The sequence below is a fragment of the Acidovorax sp. genome (genome assembly GCF_021287135.1).
Taxonomy (GTDB): Bacteria; Pseudomonadota; Gammaproteobacteria; order Burkholderiales; family Burkholderiaceae_C; genus Acidovorax.
In genome coordinates, this window is sequence record NZ_JAJTBB010000055.1 from 1 (window position 1) to 21,613 (window position 21,613).

At 69.5% G+C, this 21,613-nt stretch carries 14 protein-coding genes; 4 read left to right on the forward strand and 10 right to left on the reverse strand.

Annotated elements, in window-relative coordinates:
• Window positions 1-348: 348 nt before the first annotated feature.
• The 4 genes from LWW96_RS13235 to LWW96_RS13250 form a co-directional block, all read right to left on the reverse strand.
• A complete protein-coding gene (locus LWW96_RS13235) occupies window positions 349-1,869 on the reverse strand; it encodes an efflux transporter outer membrane subunit (protein ID WP_291487707.1) in 1,521 nt (506 codons plus the stop codon).
• Window positions 1,870-1,963: 94 nt separating this feature from the next.
• The gene (locus LWW96_RS13240; RefSeq protein ID WP_291487708.1) at window positions 1,964-5,197 is read right to left on the reverse strand and encodes an efflux RND transporter permease subunit; all 3,234 of its coding nucleotides are present in this window, start codon (window positions 5,195-5,197) and stop codon (window positions 1,964-1,966) included.
• A gap of 34 nt (window positions 5,198-5,231) precedes the next feature.
• Window positions 5,232-6,494 (reverse strand): efflux RND transporter periplasmic adaptor subunit, encoded by a 1,263-nt coding sequence (locus tag LWW96_RS13245; protein WP_291487709.1) that lies wholly within the window; start codon window positions 6,492-6,494, stop codon window positions 5,232-5,234.
• Window positions 6,495-6,938: 444 nt separating this feature from the next.
• A complete protein-coding gene (locus tag LWW96_RS13250; protein WP_291487711.1) occupies window positions 6,939-7,826 on the reverse strand; it encodes an alpha/beta hydrolase in 888 nt (295 codons plus the stop codon).
• A 176-nt stretch (window positions 7,827-8,002) separates the two neighbouring features.
• Between LWW96_RS13250 and LWW96_RS13255 the strand changes: the two genes are divergently transcribed.
• Window positions 8,003-8,920, forward strand: coding sequence for a LysR family transcriptional regulator (locus LWW96_RS13255; protein ID WP_291487713.1), 918 nt, complete (start codon window positions 8,003-8,005; stop codon window positions 8,918-8,920).
• A gap of 68 nt (window positions 8,921-8,988) precedes the next feature.
• On the forward strand, window positions 8,989-9,321 hold the full coding sequence (locus tag LWW96_RS13260) for a VF530 family protein (protein WP_291487715.1): 333 nt from the start codon (window positions 8,989-8,991) through the stop codon (window positions 9,319-9,321).
• Window positions 9,322-9,362: 41 nt separating this feature from the next.
• On the opposite strand, the gene LWW96_RS13265 is transcribed toward LWW96_RS13260, so the two are convergent.
• On the reverse strand, window positions 9,363-10,286 hold the full coding sequence (locus tag LWW96_RS13265; RefSeq protein WP_291487717.1) for a carbon-nitrogen hydrolase family protein: 924 nt from the start codon (window positions 10,284-10,286) through the stop codon (window positions 9,363-9,365).
• A gap of 96 nt (window positions 10,287-10,382) precedes the next feature.
• On the opposite strand from LWW96_RS13265, the gene LWW96_RS13270 reads away from it, so the two are divergent.
• Complete coding sequence (locus tag LWW96_RS13270; RefSeq protein WP_291487719.1) at window positions 10,383-11,342, forward strand: LysR family transcriptional regulator; 960 nt, start codon at window positions 10,383-10,385, stop codon at window positions 11,340-11,342.
• Between the two features lie 48 nt (window positions 11,343-11,390).
• Here LWW96_RS13270 and LWW96_RS13275 read toward each other — a convergent pair whose 3' ends face one another.
• The 3 genes from LWW96_RS13275 to LWW96_RS13285 form a co-directional block, all read right to left on the reverse strand.
• A complete protein-coding gene (locus LWW96_RS13275; protein ID WP_291487721.1) occupies window positions 11,391-12,350 on the reverse strand; it encodes an alpha-E domain-containing protein in 960 nt (319 codons plus the stop codon).
• A 1-nt stretch (window position 12,351) separates the two neighbouring features.
• The gene (locus LWW96_RS13280; protein ID WP_291487723.1) at window positions 12,352-13,884 is read right to left on the reverse strand and encodes a circularly permuted type 2 ATP-grasp protein; all 1,533 of its coding nucleotides are present in this window, start codon (window positions 13,882-13,884) and stop codon (window positions 12,352-12,354) included.
• 88 nt (window positions 13,885-13,972) lie between these two features.
• The gene (locus LWW96_RS13285; RefSeq protein ID WP_291487726.1) at window positions 13,973-16,522 is read right to left on the reverse strand and encodes a DNA internalization-related competence protein ComEC/Rec2; all 2,550 of its coding nucleotides are present in this window, start codon (window positions 16,520-16,522) and stop codon (window positions 13,973-13,975) included.
• 161 nt (window positions 16,523-16,683) lie between these two features.
• Here LWW96_RS13285 and LWW96_RS13290 point away from each other — a divergent pair, with 161 nt between their 5' ends.
• Window positions 16,684-17,142 carry a RidA family protein gene (locus tag LWW96_RS13290; protein ID WP_291487728.1) on the forward strand — a complete coding sequence of 153 codons (459 nt, stop codon included), beginning with the start codon at window positions 16,684-16,686 and terminating at the stop codon, window positions 17,140-17,142.
• 200 nt (window positions 17,143-17,342) lie between these two features.
• Here the strand turns inward: LWW96_RS13290 and LWW96_RS13295 are convergent, their stop codons facing one another.
• Window positions 17,343-19,130: a methyl-accepting chemotaxis protein gene (locus tag LWW96_RS13295; protein ID WP_291487730.1), complete on the reverse strand. Its 1,788-nt coding sequence runs from the start codon at window positions 19,128-19,130 to the stop codon at window positions 17,343-17,345.
• 119 nt (window positions 19,131-19,249) lie between these two features.
• A complete protein-coding gene (gene parC / locus LWW96_RS13300; RefSeq protein ID WP_291487732.1) occupies window positions 19,250-21,607 on the reverse strand; it encodes a DNA topoisomerase IV subunit A in 2,358 nt (785 codons plus the stop codon).
• Window positions 21,608-21,613: the final 6 nt, after the last annotated feature.

Here is a 21,613-nt window from a genome sequence, read left to right on the forward strand (position 1 = left end):
GGTGATTGACCTGACCGACACCGAAGCCGTTTAATCAAATCTGTAAACCATGTCCCCGCACACCTGTTAACCATGTGTCCGGTCTGAACAGCGAAGCAAAGAACAAGTACCTCGGCCGCCGGGCCGAGACCCGGCTCCCGCACCCAACCTAAGCATGCTTCTTAAACCCGCTCGCCCCGGCTTCGACAAGCTCAGCCCGAACGGGTGGAGACGCTGCCCCGGTTTCACCCCTTCGACAAGCTCAGGACAGGCAAGCTCAGCCCGAACGGACAGAATGGCCAAAGCTACAAAAACAATAGCTTCCAGCGCTTTGCAGACAAGCGCCAGAGGCCAAAAACATCCAAAAAACTACGGCGACACCTGCGCCACATTCACAACCGGCTGATCCCCCCACCCCCCACCGAGCGCCCGAATCAACCCCACCGTCGCCACATACTGCGCCGTCCGCACCTGCAGCTCCTGCCGCCGATTGCGCAGCTCGCTGCGCCGCGCATCCAGCAGTTCCAGCTGGCTCACCAAACCATTGCGATACCGCGCATCCGACAGCTGCGTGGCCCGGCGCGCGGCGGTCACCGCACGGGCCTGCGCCTCGGCCTGGCCCGAGAGCAGACGCAGCGAGGTCAGCTGATCCTCCACGTCACGAAACGCGTTGAGCACCTGACCCCGGTGGTCCGCCAGCGCAGCCTCCAGGCGCGCCTTGGCGCCCTCAATCTGCGCATCGCGCTGGCCGCCGTCAAAGATCGGCAGCGACAGCAGCGCGCTCACGCCCCAGGCGCGGGCCGACCACTTGAACAGGTCGCCCAGCTCCGGCGACGCATGCCCCGCATTGCCGGTGAGCGTAACGGCCGGGAACCACGCCTTTTGCGCCACGCCCACGCGGGCCTGCGCGGCGAGCACGGCAGACTGGGCGGCGGACACGTCAGGGCGGCGGGCCAGCACGGTGCCCGGCACGCCGGGCGGGATCACGGGCAGCGCGGCATCGCCCGTGGCGGGGGGCAACACAAAGCCGCTGGCCACCTCGCCCACCAGCACGGCCAGGGCGTTGGTCAGCAGGGCCTGCTGGCGCTGCAAAGCCAATGCATCGGATTCGGTGGCGGCCACCTCGGTCTGCACGCGCGCCACGTCCAGCTCGGCCACGTCGCCCGCCTGCAGGCGGCGCTGGGTGAGGCGCAGCGTGTCCTGGTAGGCGGACAGGCTTTCCTGCACCAGCACCTGTTCGGCCTGCACGGCGCGCAGCTGCAGATAGGTTTGCGCCACATCGGCCTGCACCATGAGGCGCGTGCTCTGCAGCAGGGCTTCGCGGGCGTCCGCGTCCAGGCGCGCGGCGTCGCTGGTTTGCGAGAGGCGGCCGAACAGGTCCAGTTCATACGAAGCGTTCAGGCCCGCCGTGCCCAGCGTGGAGGGCGCTGCGCTGCCCGTGGTGCCGGCACCTGCCTGGCGCGCGACGCCGGCCGAAGCCCCCACCTGCACCGAGCGCGCGGCGTCGGCCGAGCGCAGCAGGGTTCGCGCCTCGGCCAGGCGCGCGGCGGCCTGCTGGATGCTGGTGTTGGCAGTGCCCGCGCGCTGCACCAGATCGGCCAGCACGGGGTCTTGAAAGCCCAGCCACCACTCGCCGCGCGGCTGGGCCTCGGCGGGCGGGGCCACGGTCCAGGGGGCGGCCGGCAGCGCTGCCGCTCCCGCTGCGCCACCGTCCAGCCCCGCGCCCCCCGCGAAGTGGGCGGGCACGGGCACGCCAGCGTGCGGCGCGGGCACCACGGGCTGCGTCATGCAGCCGGCCAGCACCAGGGCCGCGGCCAGGGGCGCGAGCAGGCTGCGCTTGCGCACGGCAGGGGCCAGATCGTTCGGGTTCTTCATCTGCAATTCGGTCATGTTGGGTCTCCTCCCAGCACCGCTGCGGCCTGGGGTAGCGCAGCGGGGTGGGCGTTGAAGGCGGCGGTCACAGCCTTTGTCGTGGGGTGGGGCATTACGCGTGCTCCTTGCGGGGCGCAGCGAGCACGGGGTGCGCGGTGCCACCACTGCCCGGCGTGTGCGAGATAGGCGCCACGTGCGCGCCATGCTCCACCAGCGGGCGGTTGCCGGCCAGCTTGCGCAGCAGCACGTAGAACACGGGCGTGAGGAACAGGCCGAAGGCCGTCACCCCGATCATTCCGGCGAACACCGCCACGCCCATGGCGCTGCGCATTTCGGCGCCCGCGCCGGTGGACAGCACCAGGGGTAGCACGCCCATCACGAAGGCCAGCGAGGTCATCAGGATGGGGCGCAGCCGCAGGCGGCTGGCCTCGATGGCGGCCTGCACGGGGGTGCGCCCTGCAAACTCCAGTTCGCGGGCGAACTCCACGATCAGGATCGCGTTCTTGGCCGACAGCCCCACCAGCACGATGAGCCCGATCTGCGTGAACACGTTGTTGTCGCCCTTGGTGAGCCACACGCCCGTCATCGCGGCCAGGATGCCCATGGGCACGATCAGGATGATGGCGATGGGCAGCGTGAGGCTTTCGTACTGCGCGGCCAGCACCAGAAACACCAGCAGGATGGCCAGCGGGAACACCAGCACGGCGGAGTTGCCGGCCAGGATCTCCTGATAGGTCAGCTCGGTCCATTCGAACGTGATGCCGGGGGGCAGCGTCTCGGCGGCGATGCGCTCCACGGCGGCCTGCGCCTGGCCCGACGAGAAGCCGGGCGCGGGCCCGCCGTTCACGTCGGCCGACAGGAAACCGTTGTAGCGCATGGCGCGCTCCGGGCCGAAGCTGGGCTCGATCTTCATCAGCGCGGACAGCGGCACCATCTCGCCGGTGGCCGAGCGCACCTTGAGCAGTGCCACGTCCTCGGCCCGCGCGCGGTACGAGGCATCGGCCTGCGCACGCACGCTGTAGGTGCGGCCGAACTGGTTGAAGTCGTTCACGTACAGGCTGCCCAGGTAGATCTGCAGCGTCTCGAAGATGTCCGTCACCGGCACGCCCAGCTGGCGCGCCTTGGTGCGGTCGATGTTGGCATACAGCTGCGGCACGTTGACCTGCCAGCTGGTGAACAGGCCGGCCAGCTCGGGCGTCTGGTAGGCCTTGCCCATGAAGGCCTTCACGGCCGCGTCCATGGCCTCGTAGCCCAGCGACGCGCGGTCCTCGATCTGCAGCTTGAAGCCGCCGGTCGTGCCCAGGCCTGCCACCGGGGGCGGCGGGAACATGGCGATGAAGGCGTCCTGGATGCTGCCGAACGCCTGGTTCAACTGGCCGGCCACGGCCCCGCCGCTCTGGTCGGCGCGGGTGCGCTCAGCAAAGGGCTTGAGCGACACGAACACGATGCCGGAGTTGGAGCTGTTGGTGAAGCCGTTGATCGACAGGCCGGGGAAGGCGATGGCGTCTTCCACGTTCGGGTTCTGCTTGACGATGTCACCCATGCGGCGGATCACGTCCTCGGTGCGGTCCAGCGTGGCGCCGTCGGGCAGCTGCGCAAAGCCCACCAGGTACTGCTTGTCCTGCGCGGGCACGAAGCCGCCGGGCACGATCTTGAACAGGCCCCAGGTGGCGAACACCAGCGCGCCATAGATGGCCAGCATCAGCGCCTTGCGGCCGATGACCCGCTGCACGCCGCCGCTGTACGCCTGCGAGCCGCGGTGGAACACGCGGTTGAAGCGGCGGAAGAATCCGCCCAGCACCTTGTCCATGCCGCGCGTGAGCGCATCCTTGGGCTCATCGTGGCCGCGCAGCAAGAGCGCGGACAGCGCCGGCGACAAGGTCAGCGAGTTGATGGCCGAGATCACCGTCGAGATCGCGATCGTCACCGCAAACTGCCGGTAGAACTGCCCCGTGAGCCCGCTGATGAAGGCCAGCGGCACAAACACGGCCGTGAGCACCAGCGCAATGGCGATGATGGGACCGCTCACCTCGCGCATGGCGCGGTAGGTGGCCTCGCGCGGCGTCAGGCCGGCCTCGATGTTGCGCTCCACGTTCTCCACCACCACGATGGCGTCGTCCACCACGATGCCGATGGCCAGCACCAGCCCGAACAGGCTCAATGCGTTGATCGAAAAGCCCAGCAGGTGCAGCACCGCGAACGTGCCCACCACCGACACCGGCACGGCCAGCAGCGGGATGATGGACGCGCGCCAGGTCTGCAGGAACAGGATCACCACAATCACCACCAGAGCGATGGCTTCCAGCAGCGTATGGATCACGGACTGGATGGAGGCACGCACGAACTGCGTGGGGTCGTAGGCAATGCGGAATTCCACGCCCTCGGGCATGTTCTTCTGCAGCTCGTCCATGGTCTTGCGCACGTTGGCCGAGATGTCCAGCGCGTTGGAACCCGGCGCCTGGAAAACGCCCATGCCCACAGCCGGGTCGTTGTTGAGCAGCGAACGCAGCGAGTAATCGGCCGCGCCGAGCTCCAGGCGGGCGATGTCCCGCAGGCGCGTCACCGCGCCATCGGCGCCGGTCTTGACGATGATGTCGCCAAACTCCTCCTCCGTGGTGAGGCGGCCCTGGGCGTTGATGGACAGCTGCAGGTCCACGCCGGGCAGGCCGGGCGATGCGCCCACCACGCCGGCTGCGGCCTGCACGTTCTGGCCGCGGATGGCGGCCACCACGTCGCTGGCCGAGAGGCCGCGCTGCGCGACCTTCTGCGGGTCGAGCCACACACGCATGGAATAGTCACCACCGCCAAACACCTGCACCTGGCCCACGCCCTGGATGCGCGCGAGGCGGTCCTTCACGTTGAGCACGGCGTAGTTGCGCAGGTAGTCGATGTCGTAGCGGTTATTGGGCGAGACCAGGTGGACCACCATGGTCAGGTCGGGCGCGCTCTTCACGGTGGTCACGCCCAGGCGGCGCACTTCCTCGGGCAGGCGCGGCTCGGCCTGCGAGACGCGGTTCTGCACCAGCTGCTGGGCCTTGTCGGGGTCGGTGCCCAGCGCGAAGGTGACGGTGAGCGTCATCACGCCGTCAGTGGTGGCCTGGCTGCCCATGTAGAGCATGCCTTCCACGCCGTTGATGGATTCCTCCAGCGGCGTGGCCACGGTCTCGGCAATCACCTTGGGGTTGGCGCCCGGGTACTGCGCGCGCACCACCACCGACGGCGGCGCCACCTCGGGGTACTCGGAGATGGGCAGGCCGCGCAGCGCGATCAGCCCGGAAAGGAAGATGAGCACCGACAGCACCCCCGCAAAGATGGGGCGGTCGATGAAAAAGCGGGACAGGTTCATGGATGCAAATTCCTGGGGTCGCTCCTGCCCGTGCTCAGGCGGCCGGCGATTTGGTGGTGTTGTGGTTCTTGGCTTGCTTCGGGTCGCTCGCCAGCTCGGCCTTGGCCGTCATGGGCACGGGCTGGGGCGCCACCACTGCGCCAGGCCGCACGCGCTGCAAGCCGTTCACAACGATGTTCTCGCCCGCCTTGAGGCCCGAGGTGACCACGCGCAGGCCGTCGATGGGCGCGCCCAGCGTGACCTCGCGGTACTCGGCCTTGTTGCCTTCACCCACCACCATCACGAACTTCTTGTTCTGGTCGGTGCCGACGGCACGCTCGTTGATGAGCAGCGCCTGGCTCTCACGCGCCTGGCCCATGCGGATGCGCGCGAACTGGCCGGGGATGAGCGCGCCGTCCTCGTTGTCGAACACGGCGCGCACGCGCACCGTGCCGCTCTTCGCATCCACCTGGTTGTCGATGAGCTGCAGGCGGCCCGCATGGGGCGTGCCGCCCGTGGTGCCGGTGCCCATCTGCACGGGAATGCGTTCAATCAGCTGGCGGGCGCTCTGCCCCTTGGCGCCGCTTTGCAAGTCTTGCAACGCCTTCACCACGATCTGCTCGTCGGTGTCGAAGCTGGCGTAGATGGGGCTCACCGACACCAGCGTGGTCAGCACCGGCGCGCCGGCGCCCGAGCCCACCAGGTTGCCCACGGTGACCTCGATGCGGCCCACGCGGCCCGCGATGGGCGCGCGCACCTGGGTGTACGAGAGGTTCAGCTTGGCCGTCTGCAGCGCGGCCTGGGCGGCGCGCAGGTTGGCGTCGGCCTCGCGCTGGGCATTCTGGCGCTCGTCGTGCTCACGCTGGGCGATGGCCTTGTCCTCCAGCAGGCGCGTGGCGCGCTCCAGCTCGCTGCGGGTGTACGACAGGCGCGCCTGCGCGGCCACGACCTGGGCCTCGGCACGGTCCACCTCGGCGGCATAGGGGGCGGGGTCCACGGTGAACAGCAGGTCGCCCTGCTTGACGAGCGAGCCCTCGCGGAAATGCACGGCCTGCACCGCGCCAGAGACGCGGGGCCGCACGTCCACCCGCTGCACGGCTTCCAGCCGGCCGGAGAACTCGTCCCACAGGGCAATGTCCTTTTGCACCACGGCCGCCACGGACACCGGCATGGCAGGCGGTGCGGCGGCCTCGCCATTGGCCTGGGCCGTGGGCGACTGGAAGACGAGGACCAGCGCAGCGACGGCGGCCGTCACGGCAGTGGCGAGGGTGGCCAGGCCCAGGGGGCGGCCCTTTTTGGAAAGCGGTTGAGAGTTCATGGTCATGGCATTCAATCGTTGGGGCCCGCCTTCGTGGCGGGCCGGGAGGGGGCAGGTTCCGCGCCCGGCAACAGCCGGGACACGGGGCGCAACCGGGTCAGCGGGATCGGCGCGGGCGCAGTCTCCGCATTGACACGGTGAAAGAGTCAAGCGCCGGCGCGGCGGCCGGCAGCGCTGCTGCGACACAGGCCGTGGCGGGCCGTGGCAGGCGAAGAAAAGCGAAATGCTGGGCTCATGCGGTGATGTCCTCCGTGTAGTTGGCGTCAGTAACCCGGCACGCCGGCTTGTGGACGGCGCGCGCAGAGAGATGCAGGCAAGGCAACGCCCTCCGGCACGAGGGGCCGGAAAAATGCGTCAGGAAACCAGGGATGGCTGGTGGGGAGGCCGCAGTATCAAACCTCAACTCAAGTTGAGGTCAAGCACTTTCTGCGGCCAGGGGCTCTGTCAGGAAGGCACCGGACATCGGGTGGCCTCAAAGAACCGCCGAAACTGGTCCTGGGCCGCGGCCGCGCAGGGGCATTCGTGCGCGCCGGTCTGCAGCAGGGCGTCCGGCCACTGCGCCACCTTCGAAAACACGTGGCAGGTAACCTGCAGCCCCGCGGCCTTGAGCCGCGCGGCATACGCCACGGCTTCGTCGTGCATGGGATCGGTGTCCCCCACCAGAATCAGTGTCGGGGGCAGGCTCGCCAGGCGAAGCGCTCCCGCCGGCACGGCGTAGGGGTGCTCGGCATCGCGCGGCCCCCGCAGGAAATTGGCCCATCCTTCGGCCCACTTGCAGCCCGTGGCATGCCCCGTCGCTTCCCGCAGCGAGGCCGTTCCCACGCAGGGATCCAGCATGGGCGACAGCAGGATCTGCCCCGCCAGCGGCGGGTGCGACTGGTCGCGTGCCATCAGGCCCACCGCTGCGGCCAGGTTGCCGCCGGCCTCCTCGCCCGCCAGGTACACCTGCGCGCCCTGCCCGGCCAGCTTGGCCCGGTGGCGGTACACCCACTTGAGCACCTCGTAGCCCGTGTTGACCGGTTGCGGAAACGGCGAGAGCGGATACGCCACCGACACCACCACCGCGCCAGCGCCCTCGAGCATGGTGGCCACGGTGCAGCCGTTGTCCAGATCACCCGACACGAAGGCGCCGCCATGGAAGTGCACCACCACGGGCGCGGCCGGCTCGGCCTTTTTCTTCTTCTTGCGGCCGTACATGCGCACCGCCACCTCTTCGCCAGACTCCACCGCAAGGGTGGTGTCCGCGCAAAGGGACGCGGGTGCTGACGCGGGGCCGCTGGCGGCAGCGTCGGCAAGCGGCGGCGGCGAAGAGGACGGGCGGTCGGGCTCCATGGCATGGGTCCAGTGGGTTGACGATGGATGGAATGTAGCGGCTTGTGCCCGCGGGATATACCCGTTGAAACACCACCGCACTGTTTCCAAACAGCTAACAATGGGCGCGGCTTCGCGTGTGAGAATTCCTCAGCACTCACGGGTGAGTGCTGCAGTTCCAGATTCAAGGAGAAGCCATGGACCAGATACAGGCCATGCGCATATTCGTGCGGGTGGTGGAGGCGGGCACGTTCACACGGGCAGCCGACTCGCTCTCGCTGCCCAAAGCCACGGTAACCAAGCACGTCCAGGCGCTGGAGGCACGCCTGCGCGTGAAGCTGCTCAACCGCACGACACGCCGCGTGACCGTGACCGCCGACGGCGCGGCCTACTACGACCGCACGGTGCGCCTGCTGACGGACCTGGACGACATCGAGGCCAGCATGACCAACGCGCGCGCCAACCCGCGCGGGCGGCTGCGGGTGGACGTGGGCACCTCGGTGGCGCAGCTCCTCATCATTCCCAACCTGGCGGATTTTCATGCCCGCTACCCCGACATCCAGGTGGACCTGGGGGTGAGCGACCGCATCGTGGACCTCATCGGCGACAACGTGGACTGCGTGATCCGCGGCGGCGAGCTGAGCGACCAGTCCCTGGTGGCGCGGCGCGTGGGCAACCTGGAGTTCATCACCGTGGCATCGCCCGACTACCTGGCGCGCAAGGGCACGCCCGGCCATCCGCTGGAGATCGAGGAGAAGCACAGCAGTCTGCTGTATTTCTCGCCGCACTCCGGGCGGCACTACCCGCTGGAGTTCCGCAAGGACTCTGAGTCCATCGACATTTCGGGGCCGTACCAATTGAGCGTGAACGAGGCCAACGCCTACGTGACCTCCCTCCTGGCGGGCCTGGGCATCGGCCAGATCACCACCTGGCAGGCCGAGCGCCACCTGCACAGCGGCGCGCTGGTGCAACTGCTGGCAGACTGGACGCAGCCGCCGCTGCCGGTCTACGTGGTGTACCCGCCCAACCGCCACCTCAGCGCCAAGGTGCGCGCTTTTGTGGACTGGACGGCGGAGCTGTTCCAACGCGAGGCGCACTTGCAGCGCAACGGGTAGCCGCCTCCCTCCAGCCCAGCGCCGGGGCCCACGCCCGCCGGGCGTGCCGCGTCTGTATGCTCCGGGCCATGAATTCCGCCGAAACCCCGCCGCCGACCGCGCCTGCTGCGCCGCCCTCTTCCACACCATCCTCTTCCACGCCGCCCGGCGATGCGCCCGCCCGCCCCGCCCAGCCCCGCAACCCGCTGCACGGCGTCACGCTGGAAGCCATGGTGGTGGCGCTATCGGAGCATTTCGGCTGGAAGGAACTGGGCCAGCGCATCCCGGTCCGCTGCTTCCAGAGCGACCCCAGCGTCAGCTCCAGCCTGAAATTCCTGCGCAAGACGCCCTGGGCCCGCGAGAAGGTGGAAAGCCTGTACCTCTTCATGCTGCGGGAGCAGCGGCGCAACGGGCCGCGCTGACACCGCGCGGGAGCCGCCGGCGCGCGTCCCTCTTTGCCCCCTCAGTCCTGGAACATTACCGTCGACTTCGCCCGCCGGTCCACCTGCAGGCTGAACACGTCGGGCCGGGCATAGTGGCCGACCACGTCGAAGTCGTAGCGGGCCCGCACCAGCTCGTCCAGGTCGATCTGCGCCGCCAGCAAGCCGGCCTGGCCTTGCAGCGGTCCGGCCAGCACCTCGCCCAGCGGGCCCACGATCACGCTGTTGCCACGGATCAGCGGGCGGTCGGCATCCCAGCCCGGAACGTCGATCCCCAGCGCGCGGGGCGAGGGCTGCACCTGGCAGGCGCTGATCACGAAGCACCGCCCCTCGTGAGCGATATGGCGCATGGAGCACTGCCAGATGTCGCGCTCGTCCACCGTGGGGGCGCACCAGACCTGCACGCCCTGGGCGTACATGGCGGTGCGCAGCAGCGGCATGTGGTTCTCCCAGCAGATCGCGCCGCCCACCCGGCCCGCGGCCGACTCGATGACCGGCAGCGTGGAGCCGTCGCCCATGCCCCAGATCAGGCGCTCCGTGCCGGTGGGCATGAGCTTGCGGTGCTTGGCCACCAGGCCCTGGTCGGGGTCGAAATACAGGGCCGTGCAGTACAGCGTGCTGCCCGCGCGCTCGATCACCCCCAGCACCAGCGTGGCGCGGGTGCGGGCGGACAGCTCTGCCAGGGCCTGCGTCTCAGGCCCCGGCACGTTGATGGCGCCCGCAAGGTAGCGGGCAAACGCCTCGCGCCCTTCGGGCAGGCGGTAGCCCAGGCGCGTGCCAAAGATCTCGCCCTTGGGATAGCCGCCCAGCAACGCCTCGGGCAGAACCACCAGGCGCGCACCTGAGGCTTTGATCTCGGATTCATAGGCCAGGATGTCGGCCAGTGTCTGCTGCGTTCCAAGGGGGGATGCGCCCATCTGCAGGGCGGCAACGGTGGTCAAGGTCATGTTCGGGGCTCCGGTCCAGGTCGCGGGAAAAATCACACAGCTGCCAGTGTTCCCAAAACCCTAAGATTCATCAACGCTCCATCATTGCTAATGGATATGAACAGTATTGATATCGGTTTCGACCTGAACGTCCTGCGCGTTTTCGAGGCCCTGCATGAAGAAGGCAGCGCCACGCGCGCTGCGTTGCGGCTGGGGGTGACGCAGTCGGCCGTGAGCGCCGCCCTGGCCCGCCTGCGCCGCGTCTATGGCGACCCGCTGTTCACCCGCACCGGGCGCGGGCTGGCGCCCACCTTGCGGGCCCAGGAACTCAAGCCCGTCATCAGCGAGGCACTGAACAAATGCCGCGAGAGCCTGGCCCTGGGCGCCGCGCCTGCGGCGCGCTACCAGGGCCGCTCCGTGGTCATCGGCATGTCGGACGATTTCGAGATGGCCTGGGGGCCCACGCTCCTGCGCGCGGTGGCCCGGCGCGCGCCCGGCTTGCGCCTGGCCTTCCGCCAGACGCACAGCCAGATCGTGGCCGAGATGCTGATGGGCCGGGAGATCGACCTGGCCATCACCGCCGGGGGGCTGGCCACGCGCTGGCTCAGCCACGAGGCGCTGGGGGAAGGCGGCTATGCCTGCCTGATCGACCCCGAAGTTCCACCCCCAGGGGACGCAGCCCCGGGCCGCGCACGCCCCCGTGCGCGCAAGAGCGCGGTGCGCAGCCTTTCTGTGGCCGAGTATGTCCGCCGCGACCACGTGCTCGTCTCATCGGGCGGCTTCATCGGCGTGGTGGACGAGGTGCTGGCCGCCGCCGGGCACAAGCGCCGCGTGATTGCGTCGACCACGCATTTCGCGGCCCTGCCCCATTGGCTCAAGGGCACGCCCGCCGTGGCCACGCTGCCCGCCCATGCGGCGCATGCCATCGCGCAGATGAGCGGCCTGCAGGTGCTGCCCTGCCCCGTGGAGATGCCGCGCTTCGCCATCGAACTGGGCTGGCGCACCGACGCGCTGCGCGACTCCGCCATCGCCGACGTGCGCGCGGTGGTCGCCAGCCTGCGGCCGGCCGGGCGCTGACGGCCGCCCCGGCGGCAAGCGCCGAGGCCCCTCCTCAGCGCCCGCCGGTCAATCCGCGCCCAGGACCAGGAAGTCGCGGCTGATGCCGCCGCCCAGGTCGTTGACCCGGTCCAGGAACTGGGTCAGAAAGGCGTGCAGCCCCGTGGCCAGGATCTCGTCGATGCGGCCGTATTGCAGGTCAGATAGCAGGCGCCCGGCACGGCGCTGCGTCTCTGCCGACTGCTGGTTGGCCACCACCGCCAGGTTGTCCACCACCTCGCGCATGCAGGCGTGCAGCGAGCGCGGCATGTCGCGGCGCAGGATCAGCAAGTCGGCCACCCGCCCCGGGGTGATCACGTCGCGGTACACCTTGCGGTAGATCTCGAAGGCAGAGACGCTGCGCAGGATGGCGCTCCAGTGGTAGAAGTCGTTTTCCTGGTTGCGCTCGTTCGCCCGGCCGAAAAAGTCGTTCTGCACGGCGTGGAACTTCACGTCCAGCAGGCGCGCCGTGTTGTCGGCCCGCTCCAGGAACGTGCCCATGCGCAGGAAGTGGAAGGCCTCGTCCTGCAGCATCGTGCCCAGCACCACGCCGCGCGAGAGGTGCGAGCGGTATTTCACCCATTCGAAGAACTGGCCGGGATCGCGCTCGAACGCGCCGCCTTCCAGCTGGCGGTGCAGCTCCAGCCAGGTCTGGTTCTGCGTTTCCCACACCTCGGTGGTGAGCGCGCCGCGCACGGCGCGGGCGTTCTCGCGGGCCGCGCGCAGGCACGACAGGATGGACGACGGGTTGTTGCCATCGCGCACCATGAACTCCAGCACCTTCTGCGGCGTCACGTCGCCGTGCCGGGCGGTGTAGGCCGGAATCAGCTCGCTGATGGACAGCAGACCTTCCCAGCCCGCCTGCGCGACGTCAACGGACTGGGGCAGGAGCGAGGTTTCGTAGCTGACATTGAGCATGCGGGCGGTGTTCTCTGCCCTCTCGGTGTAGCGGGACATCCAGAACAGATGGTCGGCAGTGCGGCTCAGCATTTCAAAATCCCCCCAGTGTTTGTGTCATGCCGCCCATGGATTGCGCCATCCGCCCCGTGGCGCCGGAAGCGGACTGCGTGGCAGCCGAGTCCTCGCCCAGCACCCAGGTGTCCTTGGTCCCGCCGCCCTGGGACGAATTCACCACCAGCGATCCCTCCTGCAGCGCCACGCGCGTGAGGCCGCCGGCCACCATCTGCACCTCGCGGCCGCTGAGCACGAAGGGGCGCAGGTCGATGTGGCGCGGGGCGATGCCGCTGTCCACGTAGGTGGGGCAGCTCGACAGGCTGAGCGTGGGCTGGGCGATGTAGCCCGATGGGTTGGCGATGAGGGCGCAGCGGAAGTCCTCGATCTCGGCCTGCGTCGCCGCCGGCCCGATGAGCATGCCGTAGCCGCCGGCGCCGTGCACCTCCTTGACCACCAGGTCCTTGAGGTTCGCCAGCACGTACTGCAGGTCGTCGGGCTTGCGGCACATCCAGGTGGGCACGTTCTTCAGGATGGGCTCTTCGCCCAGGTAGAAGCGGATCATCTCGGGCACATAGGGGTACACGGACTTGTCGTCGGCCACCCCCGTGCCTACCGCGTTGCAGATGCCCACGTTGCCCGCGCGGTAGGCGTCCATCAGGCCGTAGCAACCCAAGGTGGAATTGGGGCGGAACACCTGCGGGTCGAGGAAGTCGTCGTCCACGCGGCGGTAGATCACGTCCACGCGCTGCAGGCCGCGCGTGGTGCGCATGTACACGAACTTGTCCTTGACGACCAGGTCTTGCCCTTCGACCAGCTCCACGCCCATCTGCTGCGCAAGGAAGGCGTGCTCGAAGTAGGCGCTGTTGTGCATGCCCGGGGTGAGCACCACCACGGTCGGCTCGTCCGCGGTGGGCGGGGCGCTGGCGCGCAGCGTCTCGAGCAGCAGGTCGGGGTAGTGGGCCACGGGGGCCACCTTGTGCAGGCTGAAGAGTTCGGGGAACAGCCGCATCATCATCTTGCGGTTTTCCAGCATGTAGCTCACGCCGCTGGGCACGCGCAGGTTGTCCTCCAGCACGTAGTACTCGCCATGGCCCTGCGGGTTGGGCGCGCGCACGATGTCGATGCCGGCGATGTGGGCGTAGATGTTCTGCGGCACCTGCACGCCCGCCATCTCGCGCCGGTACTGCGCGTTGTTCAGGATGAGGTCGGCGGGCACGACGCCGGCCCGGATGATGTCCTGCCCGTGGTACACGTCGTGGATGAAGCGGTTAAGGGCCGTGACGCGCTGCACCAGCCCTTGCTGCATGCTGCTCCACTCGTGCGCGGGAATGATGCGGGGAATGAGGTCGAACGGGATGAGCCGCTCGTTGCCGGCCCCGCCCTCGTCCTTGGCGCCATAGACGGCAAAGGTGATGCCCACGCGCCGGAAGATCATCTCGGCCTCGGCCCGGCGGGCCTGCATCACGTCAGGGGGCTGTTTGCTCAACCACTGCGCATAGCGCTTGTAGTGTTCACGCACATCGCTGCCATCGAAAGGCAGCATGGCGTACATCTCGTCAAATTTCTGCATGAACTGGCCTCCTGCGGACAGGATAGCAAGTTGTGCGCCCACCCCTTTTTTTACTCCGGCATTCGTGCGCTGGCCGCCCGCGCAGGGCTTACCGGACGGCCGTGCTGCGGGGCGGCAGGCGGTGCTGCCAGTAGCGCGGATTCAGGTCGCGTTCGCACCCGATTTCGGCAGGCTGTTCCGACGACCAGGCGGCGGCGCCGCAGCGCGCCGAGTCCACCACGGCAATGCCCAGCGCGTCGTAGCGCGCCAGCACCTCGGCCGCCGGGTGGCCGAAGCGGTTGCGGTAGCCCGACTGCACCAAAGCGGTGCGCGGCTGGACCGCCTGCAAGAACGCCGGGGTCGACGAAGTCTTGCTGCCGTGGTGGGGCACCAGCAGCAGGTCCGCGTGCACGCCGGCACCGCGCGCCAGCAGGGCCTGCTCCTGCGCCGCCTCGATGTCTCCCACCAGCAGCGCCACCGGCGCGGGCGCGGCGCCGTGCGCCGCGGCCTCCATGCGCAGCACGCAGCTGAGCGTGTTCGGGCGCGGCGTGGCACTGGCGGCATCCGGCGCCAGCGGGTGGAGCACCTCGAACCGCACGCCGTCCCAAGTCCACTGCTGCCCCGCCACGCAGGGGGTGGCGGGCCGCAGCGCCTGCAGGGCGCCGTCGGAGCCGATGGATCCGCTGAGCGCGGCCTGCGGCTGCTGGGCCAGCACCGCGGCGGCGCCGCCCGTGTGGTCCGCGTCGCGGTGGCTGAGCATGACCAGGTCCAGCCGCTCTCCGAGCGCCCGCAGCAGCGGCACCAGCACGCGGTGGCCTGCATCGCTTTCGCGGCTAAAGCGCGGCCCGGCGTCGTACAGCAGGGCATGCGTGGCGGTGCGGACCAGCACGGCGTTGCCCTGGCCGATATCGGCGGCCAGCAGCTCGAAGTGGCCCGGCGCCGGCCGCGCAGGCTGCCAGGCCGCCACGGGCCACAGCAGCGGCAGGGCCAGCGCCCGCACGCGCCAGGGCACAGGCGCTGCCAGCAGCGCGCCGCCCGCCACGGCACAGACGCCCGCCCACAGCGGCGCCGCGGGCAGGAACAGCACGGCCCAGGGCCACTGCGCCAGCCACTGCAGCAGCGCCGCCAGCGGCTGCAGGCTGAGGGCGGACAGGCTCCACAGCGGCGCCCACAGCACCCCGCCCAGCGCCAACGGCGTGACCACCAGCGTGACCCACGGGATGGCCGCCAAATTGGCCACAAAGCCCACCAGCGAGATCTGCCCGAACAGCAGCAACGTGAGCGGGGTGAGCGCCAGGGTCACCACCCACTGCTCCCGGAACAGCGCATACAACCGTGCCCTGGCGCCCACCGGACCTGCGCCAGCAGCTACTGAATTGGTAGCAAACAAAATCCCCACGGCCACAAAGCTCAGCCAGAAGCCCGCCTGCTCCAGCGCCCAGGGGTCGGCCACCACCACGGCCGCGCACGCCAGCAGCCAGACCTGGGGCCAGGGCCAGCGCCGGCCGCTGAGCCGCAGCAGGGCCACCACGGCCAGCATGATCACCGTGCGCTGCGCGGGCACGCCCCAGCCGCTGAACAGCGCATAGGCCGCCGCCAACACCACCCCGGCCACCAGCGCCGCCGACGGCGCCGGCACCGCCAGGCAGCAGCGCGTGGACCGGCGCCACAGGGCCCCCACGGCCGCGGCGGCCAGCCAGGCAAACAGGGTGATGTGCAGGCCGGAGATGCTCATCAGGTGCGCCACGCCGGTGGCGCGGAACACGTCCCAGTCGGCGCGGTCGATGGCGCGCTGGTCGCCCGTCACCAGGGCCGCCACCACACCGGCAATCCGCAGCCGGGCCGGATCGTCGCCATCGGCCTGCGGCCCATCCAGCCGCTCCAGGATGGCGTCGCGCACGGCCTGCCGCGCCCGCTCCACCGGGTGGGCCCCGGTGGCCGCCAGCCGCTGCGGCGGCTCGTCCTTGGGGCCGGCGCGCACGTAGCCCGTGGCCTGCACGCCCTGCTCCCACATCCACAGTTCGAAATCAAACCCGTAGGGATTGCGCGCACCGTGCGGCGCCTTCAGCCGCACGGTCAGCGCCCAGCGCTCTCCGGCCACCAGCGCGGGGGGCTGGCGTTGCAGGTCGGCCAGGCCGGCGGCATCGCGGAACGGGCCGCCATACCAGGCCAGGTCGATGCTGCGCGGCAGCCGCACGGCGGCGCCGTCCAGGGTGGCGGACTCCACGTCCAGGCGCAGGCGCGTGCCGGCCTCGTTGCGCTGCGGCATGGCGGCCACCACGCCGGTCACGCGCAAGTCCCGGCCCTCCAGCGCCGGCTCCAGTCCGTCGCTGGCGTAGCCGACGGCGCGCAGGCCGGTCAGCGCAAAAAGGGCCAGGAACCCCGCGCCCAGCGCCAGCACGCTGGCCGCCCGGGTTCCGTACGCGGCGGCTGCACCCCGGCGCCGGCCCGAGAGCGCAGCCACGCACCCCACGGCCAGGCAGGCCGCGGCCAGCACCGCGGCATAGGCCCACCCCGCCCACAGCCAGGGCTGCTGCAGCTGCACTGCCGCGCCTGCCACGGCCCCCAGCAGCCAGGCCGCTGCCCACCACCCCGGTGCCGCGGCGGCCGCGGCCTCCGCCTGGGGCGGCGCGGCATTAGGGAGGCTTATGGTGGACATGGGGTGATGCTAAAGGGGCGTGCCGCAGCCGTCCGGTGGATTCTGCGCCCCCGGGTGTGTAACACTCCCCGCCACCCCGGCGCGGCGCAGCCGCTGTGCGCGCGCCGTGCCGGCGACGGCCCACCCACCCACCCTTCATTGCTTCCACCAAGGAAAAAACCATGAGCGTTTACGACAAGCTGAAAGAACTCAACATCACCCTGCCCCCGGTGTCCGTTCCCGCGGCGGCCTACGTGCCCTACGTGCAGACCGGCAACCTGGTGTTCCTGAGCGGCCACATCGCCCGCAAGGACGGCAAGCCCTGGACCGCGCAGTTTGGCCGCGACATCGGCACCGAGGAAGGCAAGCAGGCCGCACGCGGCGTGGCCATTGACCTGATGGGCACGCTGCAGGCCGCTTGCGGCGGCGACCTGAACCGCGTCAAGCGCATCGTCAAGGTGATGAGCCTGGTGAATTCCACGGGTGACTTCACCGAACAGCACCTGGTGACCAACGGCGCCAGCGAGCTGCTGGGCCAGGTGTTTGGCGAAGCCGGTGTGCATGCGCGCAGCGCCTTTGGCGTGGCGCAGATTCCGCTGGGCGCGTGCGTGGAAATCGAGCTGATCGCGGAACTCGCGTAACCCGTGTAACCCGCGTAACCCGCGTAACCCGCAAAAGGCCGGCGCATCCCCGGCGCCGGCCGGGTCAGCGCGCTTAAAAACAGCGCTCTCAAAAAAGGAGCTGCTCGCGCATGCCCGCTCTTGGTTTGAAGGCTAAATCGCCTTGAAATCCTTGTGCATCAAGCGCTGGAAGCTCCTTCTTTCATAGCGCCGCACGGCGCTCAAAAGCTCTCCCAATCGTCTTCGGCCACCTGCGCTGTGGCCGCCTGCCGCGGTGCCGCGGCGGATTTCTGGACGGCCGCTGCGGCGGGTGCGGCTGCGGCGCCCAGGCGCGGGGCCGTTGCTGGCGCCCGTGCCGCGGCCGGGCCGGCACTGGGCTGGCCCTGGGCCGCAGCAGGCGCAGCCGCCTGCCGGGCGGCCGATGCGCGTGCGGCGCCGATGGCCGCCTGGGCCGGGCCGTAGCTGGCCGCATTGACCTTGAAGCGCGACACTTCGCGGGCCAGGTGGTCGGCCTGCTCGCGCAGGCTTTGGGCGGCGGCGGCGCTTTCCTCGACCAGCGCGGCGTTCTGCTGCGTCATCTGGTCCAGGTTGCCGATGGCCTGGTTCACTTGCGCCACGCCCGCGCTCTGCTCGGAAGAGGCCGCGGTGATCTCGCCGATCATGTCCGTCACCCGCTGCACCGACTGCACGATGTCCGTCATGGTGGCGCCCGCATCGGACACCAGGCGCGAGCCGGCCTCCACCTTCTCCACCGAGGTGTTGATCAGCTGCTTGATCTCCTTGGCCGCCTCGGCGCTGCGCTGGGCCAGGCTGCGCACTTCGCTGGCCACCACGGCAAAGCCGCGGCCCTGCTCGCCCGCGCGGGCGGCCTCCACCGCCGCATTCAGGGCCAGGATGTTGGTCTGGAAGGCGATGCCGTCGATCACGCCGATGATGTCGGAGATCTTCTTGCTGCTGTGGTTGATGTCCTCCATGGTGGCCACCACCTGCGACACCACCTCGCCGCCGCGCCGGGCCACGCCGGTGGCGCCTGCCGCCAGGCTGCTGGCTTGCTGGGCACTGCCGGCGCTTTGCTGGATGGTGCTGGTGAACTCCTCCATGGCCGCCGCGGTCTGCTGCAGGTTGCTGGAGGTCTGCTCCGTGCGCGCAGACAGGTCGTGGTTGCCCGTGGCGATCTCTGCGCTGGCAATGGCGATGCTGTCGGTGCTCTGGCGCACCTGGTGCACCATGCGGCCCAGGGCGTCGCTCATCGCATACAGCGACCGCAGCAGGTCGCCGAACTCGTCGCCCCGCGTCACCCGTTCGCTCTGGCTCAGGTCGCCGCCGGCGATCCGCTCGGCCAACCCGTTGGCCTGCTCCAGCGGGCGCTGGATGCTGTTGATGAGGTAGTAGGCCCCGACGATGATGGCCAGCAGCAGCAGGCCGACCGCCACGGCCGCGATCTTCACCGTGAGCATGCGCTCCGACGCCATGGCCGCCTGCGTGGCGACTGCGTTCTGCTGCTGCTGTTGCACGAACTCGCGCAGCGTGCCCAGGTAGGCGGCCACCGCGGGGTTGTATTTCTGCGTGATCAGCGCGACCGCCTGCTCCTGCTGGCCATCGGCCTTGAGCTTGCGGGCCTCGCCGCGCAGATCAATCATGGTCTTGCGCGCCGCCGCGATCTTGCCCATCTGCGCCTTGTCGGCCTCGGACAGGGCCATCGATTCCAGCGATTTCTGCACCTCGCTGATCTTGGCGGACGTGGCCGCGATCACATCCTTGAACTCGGCCTCCACCGCCGGGTCGCCGCTCACGATCAGGGCCTGGGTGCGGGCTGCGTTCGTCTCCGTCAGGCCGGCCCAGGTGATGGCCGCCTGCACGCGGGCCTCCATGTCCCGCGCCGCCGCCTCGGAGCGGGCCTGCACCTGTGCGCTGCGGTAGCCGGAGAACCCCACCACCGCCACGAGCAACACCACGATAAGGACTACCGCGAGCCACAACTTGTGGGCCATTCGGAACTGACGGGGCATACCAATCTCCTTGCTCGTTTGTAACGTTATGTTGCTCGCTTTCCCACTATCGCACAAACCCGCCGCAGTACAAGAGCAATTTGCCCGGCCTTACCTCCTCCTCACCCCCTGGTCCGCGCTTACTCCACCCGCGTCACGGCCGCCGGCTTGAACCCCAGGTCAGCGGCCTTGCCCTTGCGTCCGCGCGCCGCCCGCGCATTGTTCAGGCTGCGGATCTCCAGCGTTTCGTCGCGCGGCTTGCCGCCGCGCCCGGTGCCGTCGAGGCGGACGCTGCGGGTGTAGGCTGCGGCGCCGGCCAGCTGGTCCTTGTCCTCCAGGTCGATGAGCATCAGGCCGCGGCCGCCGTTGGCCATGCTCTTGAGCTCGCTGATCTCGAAGGTCAGGATGCGCCCGCCCACCGACGCACACGCCACATGCGTGGCGGGGGCCAGGGGCTTGCCGCCCGACGTGCCCGCGACGTGCGAGGGCACGCACACCGTTTCGCCCTCGCCCAGGGTGATGAAGGCCTTGCCGCCCTTCTGGCGCGAGACCATGTTTTCCACCGCTGCGATGAATCCGTAGCCGCCCGAGTTGGCCAGCAGCAGTTGGGCACTGGCGGGGCCGGCAAAGTAGTGCAGCAGCTGCGTACCGGATTCCAGCTCAATCAGCGTGGTCACGGGCTGGCCGTCGCCGCGCGCGCCCGGCAACACCGACACCGGCACCGAGTACACCCGCCCGTTGCTGCCAAAGGCCAGCAGCGTGTCCACGGTGCGGCATTCAAACGTGCCGTACAGGCCGTCGCCCGCCTTGAAGGCGAAGCTGGCGGCCTCGTGCCCGTGGCCCGTGCGCGCGCGCACCCAGCCCTTTTGCGAGACGACCACGGTGACGGGCTCGTCCACCACCTTCACCTCGGCCACGGCCTTCTTCTCGGCCTGGATCAGCGTGCGGCGGGGGTCGGCAAACGTCTTGGCGTCGGCCTCGATCTCCTTGACCATGGTGCGGCGCAAGGCGCTGGGGTTGTTCAGGATGTCTTCGAGCCGGCCCTGGCTTTCGCGCAGTTCCTTGAGCTCCTGCTCGATCTTGATGGCTTCGAGCCGCGCCAGCTGGCGCAGGCGGATTTCAAGGATGTCCTCGGCCTGCCGGTCGCTGAGGTGGAAGCGCGCAATCAGCGCGGCCTTGGGCTCGTCCGACTGGCGGATGATGGCAATCACCTCGTCGATATTGAGCAGCACGGTCTGCCGCCCTTCGAGGATGTGGATGCGCTCCAGCACCTTGTCCAGCCGGTGCTGGCTGCGGCGCGTGATGGTGTTCTGGCGGAACTGGATCCACTCTTCCAGCATCTGCCGCAGCGACTTCTGCACCGGCTTGCCGTCCAGCCCCACCATCGTGAGGTTGATGGGCGCCGAGGTTTCCAGGCTGGTGTGCGCCAGCAGGGCGGTGATCAGCTCCTGCTGGGGCGTCTTGCCGGTCTTGGGCTCGAACACCAGACGCACGGGCGCATCCTTGCTGGATTCGTCGCGCACCACGTCCAGCACGGCCAGCATGCTGGCCTTGAGCTGGGTCTGCTCCTGGCTCAGGGCCTTCTTGCCGGCCTTGACTTTGGGGTTGGTGATTTCCTCGATCTCTTCCAGCACCCGCTGCGTGCTCACGCCGGGCGGCAGCTCGTTGACCACCAGCTGCCACTGGCCGCGCGCCAGGTCTTCGATCTTCCAGCGCGCACGCACCTTGAGGCTGCCACGGCCCGTGCGGTAAGCGTCGGCAATGTCGCCAGGGCTGCTGATGATCTGGCCGCCGCCGGGGTAGTCCGGCCCCGGCACGATGGCCAGCAGTTCGTCCTGGCTGAGCGCAGGGGTCTTGATGAGCGCAATGCAGGCGTCGGCGATCTCGCGCAGGTTGTGGCTCGGGATCTCGGTGGCCAGGCCCACAGCGATGCCGCTGGCGCCGTTGAGCAGCGCAAACGGCAGCCGGGCGGGCAGCTGGCGCGGCTCCTGCGTGCTGCCGTCGTAGTTGGGCATGAAGTCGACCGTGCCTTCGTCGATCTCGTCGAGCAGCAAGGTGGTGATGCGCGACAGGCGGGCCTCGGTGTAGCGCATGGCCGCGGCGCCATCGCCGTCGCGGCTGCCGAAGTTGCCCTGGCCGTCGATCAGCGGGTAGCGCTGTGCAAAGTCCTGCGCCATGCGCACCAGCGCGTCGTAGGCCGACTGGTCGCCGTGGGGGTGGAAGCGGCCCAGCACGTCGCCCACCACGCGGGCGCTCTTGACGGGCTTGGCCGGGGTGTTGCGCGTGGGTCCGCTGTAGCCCAGGCCCATCTGGTCCATGGCGTACAGGATGCGCCGCTGCACGGGCTTCAGCCCGTCGCACACGTCGGGCAGCGCGCGGCCCTTGACGACCGACAGGGCGTATTCGAGGTAGGCGCGCTGGGCATAGCCGCCCAGGTCCAGGGCGTCTGCGCCGCCGTCGCCCGCAGAGGTGAAATCCAAGATAGGTTGGTCGCTCATTCGTTC